The following is a 4824-nucleotide window of genomic DNA, read 5'->3' as shown; positions in this document are numbered from 1 at the left end:
GAGCGCGGCATCTCCCCGCTTCAGCTGGCAGCTACCAGCATGGAAGAGGGCGAAGAGAACGCCACCGAGCGCACCCCCTCCAAGGTGGTTGCCTAATACCTGACAGACAATCTGAGGCCTGGAATCGGGTCCAGTTAAAGGGCGGGGAGTTCAACTCCCCGCCCTTTTTTTGTCGGCCGGAAGATGCCGGCCGCAGAATGGGGCATAATATCCTCTTCAGCCGGGATTCGCGGGGAGGCAGGAATGAAGCACTTCGTCAGTGACATTGCTTTTACGCCTGCGGTGAAAAAGGCGCAGGAGAAGCTGGGCTCGCGCCCGGCCTATGCGCGCATGGAAGAGAATGACGAGTGGCAGCAGGATCTGGAGCCGAACATCATCGAATTCATCTCTGAAAGGGACTCGCTCTACCTCGGCACGGCAAGCGCCGGGGGCCGTCCCTACATTCAACACCGGGGCGGCCCCCGGGGGTTCATCCGGGTGATGGATTTGCGGACGCTGGCCTTCGCTGACTTCCGCGGGAACCGGCAATACATCTCCCTCGGCAATCTGGCTGAGAACGGCAAGGCCTATCTGTTTCTCATGGACTACCCCAATCGCCGCCGCCTGAAGATTTGGGGTTCCGCCGGGGTTGTGGAGGACGATCCCGCCCTTCTCGATAAGGTGGCGGATCCCGCCTACGGGGCACGTCCCGAGCGCGCCTTTGTGTTTCACATCGAGGCGTGGCGCATGAATTGTCCGGCGCACATCGTGCCGCGCTATACCGAAGCAGAAATCGCGCCGGTCATCGAGGAATACCGCGAACGCATCGCCGCGCTGGAAGCGGAAGTTCGCAGGCTCCGGGAGGGGAGATGATGTGTCTCATTTCAGTGAATGTCGGAAAACCCCGGACCGTCGCCTATCAGGACAAGATGATCGCCACCGGCATCTTCAAGGAGCCGGTGGGCGGAAACGTCTGGCTGGGCCGGCTGAATCTGGCGGGGGACGGCCAGGCCGATCTGAAGGCCCACGGCGGCGAACACAAAGCGGTCTATGCCTATCCCTGGGAGAACTACGAATTCTGGAAAAGGGAACTGGAGCACGATGATCTCTCCCCGGGGAGTTTTGGGGAGAACTTCACCCTCGAGGGAATGCGGGAGAGTGCTGTTCATGTGGGAGATGTTTTCCGCATCGGGGATGCTCTTCTGGAGGTGAGTCAGCCGCGGGTGCCCTGCTACAAGCTAGAGCTTCGGCTGGGCCTCTCGCCTTTTGTGAAGAGATTCATGGAGAGCAACCGCGTGGGCTACTACCTGCGCGTTCTCGAAGAGGGCGAGGTCCGGGCCGGCGATTCCGTGGAGCGCGTGAAGGAAGGCCCCGAGCGGATGACGGTGGAGGAGGTGCACCGGCTTCTTTATTTTGATGCGGAAAAAGAGGCGGGGGCCGCCCGGGCGCTTCGCATTCCGGCCCTCGCGCCGGGCTGGCGCGGCTCTTTCGAAAAAATTCTCGGTATGCCCGGCGGCGAATCCGTTCCCAGGTAGGACCCAGGCGGCAGAGCCGGAAAAGGAGGAAGGCAGATGTCTTCATCACCAGAAACGAGCGGAAACAAGGCGCCGGGTTTCGTGGAGGCCCCGGATTATTTCGTGCAGTTCCTCCCGACCATGAAGCGGGTCCGGGTTCAGGCCGGGGGCGAGACCATCGCGGACAGCACGCGGGCGATGCTCATGCGCGAAACCCATCATGTTCCGGTTTATTATTTTCCGCGGGAAGATGTCCGGATGGACCTGCTCTCGAAAACCGATCACGACACCTACTGACCCTTCAAGGGCCATGCGTCCTACTGGACGCTCACTGTCCGGGGCCGGACAGCCGAAAACGCCGTCTGGAGCTACGAAACGCCCTACGATGAAGTGGCCGGGATCGAGGGCTATCTCGCCTTCTACTGGGATAAAGCCGACCACTGGCTGGAGGAGGACGATGAAATCTTCGGCCACCCGCACGATCCCTACTCGCGGATAGATATCCTGAACAGCAGCCGGGAGGTCCGCGTCGTTCTGGGCGGAGAGACACTGGCGGAAACGCGGCGGGCGCGGTTTCTCTTCGAGACGGGCGCGCGCACCCGCTACTACATCCCGAAGGAAGATGTCCGGATGGAACGGCTGACGCCGACCGATCACCAGACGATCTGCACCTACAAGGGGCGGGCCGGCTACTGGTCGGCGCAGGCGGGCGGCAAGAGCTACGAGAATGTCGTCTGGAGCTATGCGGCGCCCAATCCCGAGGCCGAACCGATCCGCGGCTACTTTTGCTTTTACAACGAACGGATGGACGCGATCTATGTGGATGGCAAGCTGGTGGATCCGGATCGAAAGAATTTCTGATACGGCGAAAACTTCCGCGGCGGATCAGGAGAGCGAAAGCTGCAGCCCCTCCGCTGTCTGCTGCACGTCGAGTGTCTTGTCCACCAGCAGTTCCGAAAGTTCCGGATCGATGATAAGGACCGTCCGCTCCTCGTGGGCGAAGGCCGAATCCCCCGGTCTTTCGCTGTCGAGGCGAACCTCGAGTTTTTCGTCGACGACGAGAAAGCGGACGGCAACGTCATCGGCGGCTTCCGATTCGGTGAGCATCTGATGAAGTGCGGCGCCGGCATTTTCGGTAACGTTCAGCATGCGGGAGTCCTCGTCTCGAAGAGAAAGCCACAGGTAGCGAGAGTGGGAATCGGTAGGCTGTGGCCGGCTCGTGGGGCGGGTGCGCAAGCGCGCGGAACGAGCTTTTATCCCAACATGGATCGGGTGAAGAATCAAACAGTTTTTTTGGGCTTCCTTTTGCCGCGTGAGATGGGATAAAAAGAAACATATATCGGGATATTTGCGTCATGCAGCCTGAAGGGAGGGCGACTTGCGCCGGAATCTGGAGAAGCTTTTTTCGCCGAAATCCATCGCGGTGGTGGGCGCTTCCTCCGATCTTCAGCGCCTGGGCGGAAGGCCGATCTATCTTCACCTGGCATACGGCTTCGAGGGTCCGATTTATCCGATCAATCCCAATCGCGATGAAATCGGCGGTCTCAAATGCTATCCCGATGTGGCCTCCCTGCCGGAAACCCCGGACTTCGTCCTGATAAACGTGCCGCGCGATGGGGTGCTCCCCGCCCTACGCCAGTGCGCGGAGCGGAAGGTGCCGACGGTGGCGATCATGACCTCGGGCTTCCGGGAGGTGGGAGAGGAGGGCGCGGCCCTTGAGGCGGAGTTGGTCCGCCTCGCAAGGGAATCGGGTATGCGCATCCTCGGGCCCAACTGCATGGGCATCGTCCATGTTCGCTCGAAGCTCATGGCGACTTTCACCATCGCGATCCGCGACGACAATCCGCTCCGGCCCGGCCCGGTCGCCATCGTGACCCAGAGCGGGGCGCTGGGGGCCTGCATGATCTCGGCCTTCCAGGACAGGGGCTCGGGCCTCAGCGCCATGGTGAGCCTGGGGAACGAGTCGGACGTGGATTTTCCCGCCTGCGTGGATTATCTCCTCGACGATCCGGACACCCGCGTCATCTGCGCCTATCTCGAATCCATCAAGGACGGGCCGCGCCTCCGGGCCGCCGCTGAGCGCGCGCTCGAGGTCGGAAAGCCGATCGTCCTGCTTCGCGGCGGCTCGACTGCGGCCGGCGCCCAGGCGGCGATGAGCCACACGGCGGCGATGACCACCCCGACCGATGTGTTCGACGCCTTTGCCCGCCAGTTCGGGATCGAGGTGTGCGATTCGTTCGATGGGCTGGTCGAGACGGTGGAATTTCTCGCCGCCTCCGGCAAGGGCGGGGGCACGCGGCTCGGCATCTTGAGTTTCTCGGGCGGTGCGGGCTCGATGGCGGCCGATAGGGCCCAGAACGCGGGCTTTTCGGTGCCGCCGCTGGCGGGTGTCACGCAGCGGAAGCTGCGGGAGGCGCTCTCGGAGTACGCCGCGGTGGTCAATCCGGTCGATCTGGTTTCGCTGATGGTGAGCCGCAAGGACGGGGGTGCGCTCACGGCGGCGGGCGATGCGGTGCTCGCCGATCCGGGCATTGACGCCGTCTGCCTGGTGATGGGCGTCTACCACCACGTGGGCGAGGAGATGGCGGCGCTGCTGCGCGATCTTTTCGAGCGGAGCGAGAAGCCGCTCGCCCTGTGCTGGCTGACGGGCCCCCGCGGGCCGATCGATTCGCTTCGGCAGAATGGAATTCCGGTGTTTGAAGATATCGTCCGCGCGGTGGATGCGCTGGCGGCCCATCGCCGGTTCGGCGAAGTGCGGGAGCGCAGCGGGAAAGCCGGCCGCTCTTCAGGGGACGAGGGGCGGAGAGCGCAGGCCCGGGAGATTCTGAAAAATGCGGGAGCGGGGCCGGACGGCGCCCTTCCGCCCGAGGCCTGTCAGGCGCTCGCCGATCTGTACGGGCTCTCCCGCCCCCGCGAGGTGATCGCAGACTCGCCCGAGGCGGCCGCCCGCGCCGGGGAGGAGATGGGCGCGCCGGTGGCCCTCAAGGTGCTCTCCGCAGAGGTGGTCCACAAGACCGAGGCCGGCGGGGTGGCGGTGGGTCTTTCCGGCGGGGAGGAGATTCGGCGCGCCGCCCAGGATATGCTCGCCCGCGTGCCGGGCGCCCGGCTTCTCGTTCAGCAGATGGTGAGCGGCGGGGTGGAACTTCTTGCGGGCGTGACCCACGATCCGGCCTTCGGCCCTTGCGTGACGGCGGGGATCGGGGGTGTGCTGGTCGAGGTGCTGAACGATCTTGCCCGGCGGCTTCCCCCGTTCGATGCGGACGAGGGAGCGCGTATGCTCGGGGAGCTGCGGGGCGCCGGCTTGTTCGGCGCATTTCGGGGCCGCCCGCCG

General features: G+C 63.9%; 5 protein-coding genes and 1 pseudogene. 5 read left to right on the top strand and 1 reads right to left on the bottom strand.

Annotated elements, in window-relative coordinates:
- The first annotated feature begins 243 nt into the window (after positions 1–243).
- From O2807_11940 to O2807_11925, 4 genes and pseudogenes are all read left to right on the top strand, one after another.
- Complete coding sequence (locus O2807_11940; GenBank protein ID MDA1001208.1) at positions 244–852, top strand: pyridoxamine 5'-phosphate oxidase family protein; 609 nt, start codon at positions 244–246, stop codon at positions 850–852.
- Positions 849–1514 carry an MOSC domain-containing protein gene (locus tag O2807_11935; GenBank protein MDA1001207.1) on the top strand — a complete coding sequence of 222 codons (666 nt, stop codon included), beginning with the start codon at positions 849–851 and terminating at the stop codon, positions 1512–1514. Before O2807_11940 ends, O2807_11935 begins: the two co-directional genes overlap by 4 nt.
- Before the next feature lie 120 nt (positions 1515–1634).
- Positions 1635–1907, top strand: a pseudogene (locus O2807_11930) (DUF427 domain-containing protein).
- 216 nt (positions 1908–2123) lie between these two features.
- Positions 2124–2354 carry a DUF427 domain-containing protein gene (locus O2807_11925; GenBank protein ID MDA1001206.1) on the top strand — a complete coding sequence of 77 codons (231 nt, stop codon included), beginning with the start codon at positions 2124–2126 and terminating at the stop codon, positions 2352–2354.
- A gap of 24 nt (positions 2355–2378) precedes the next feature.
- Here the strand turns inward: O2807_11925 and O2807_11920 are convergent, their stop codons facing one another.
- The gene (locus tag O2807_11920) at positions 2379–2642 is read right to left on the bottom strand and encodes a hypothetical protein (GenBank protein ID MDA1001205.1); all 264 of its coding nucleotides are present in this window, start codon (positions 2640–2642) and stop codon (positions 2379–2381) included.
- A 229-nt stretch (positions 2643–2871) separates the two neighbouring features.
- On the opposite strand from O2807_11920, the gene O2807_11915 reads away from it, so the two are divergent.
- Positions 2872–4824: acetate--CoA ligase family protein (locus tag O2807_11915; GenBank protein ID MDA1001204.1), on the top strand; the 1953-nt coding region annotated here is incomplete at its 3' end.

Source organism: bacterium (assembly GCA_027622355.1).
GTDB lineage: Bacteria > UBA8248 > UBA8248 > UBA8248 > UBA8248 > JAQBZT01.
Note: the sequence above shows the minus strand (reverse complement) of the source record. Positions and strands in the feature narration are given on the sequence as shown.

Excerpts from the sequence above, each read along its gene's own strand:
- O2807_11920 (MDA1001205.1), bottom strand. The coding sequence starts at position 2,642 with ATGCTGAACGTTACCGAAAATGCCGGCGCCGCACTTCATCAGATGCTC.
- O2807_11940 (MDA1001208.1), top strand. The coding sequence starts at position 244 with ATGAAGCACTTCGTCAGTGACATTGCTTTTACGCCTGCGGTGAAAAAG.
- O2807_11925 (MDA1001206.1), top strand. The coding sequence starts at position 2,124 with ATGGAACGGCTGACGCCGACCGATCACCAGACGATCTGCACCTACAAG.
- O2807_11935 (MDA1001207.1), top strand. The coding sequence starts at position 849 with ATGATGTGTCTCATTTCAGTGAATGTCGGAAAACCCCGGACCGTCGCC.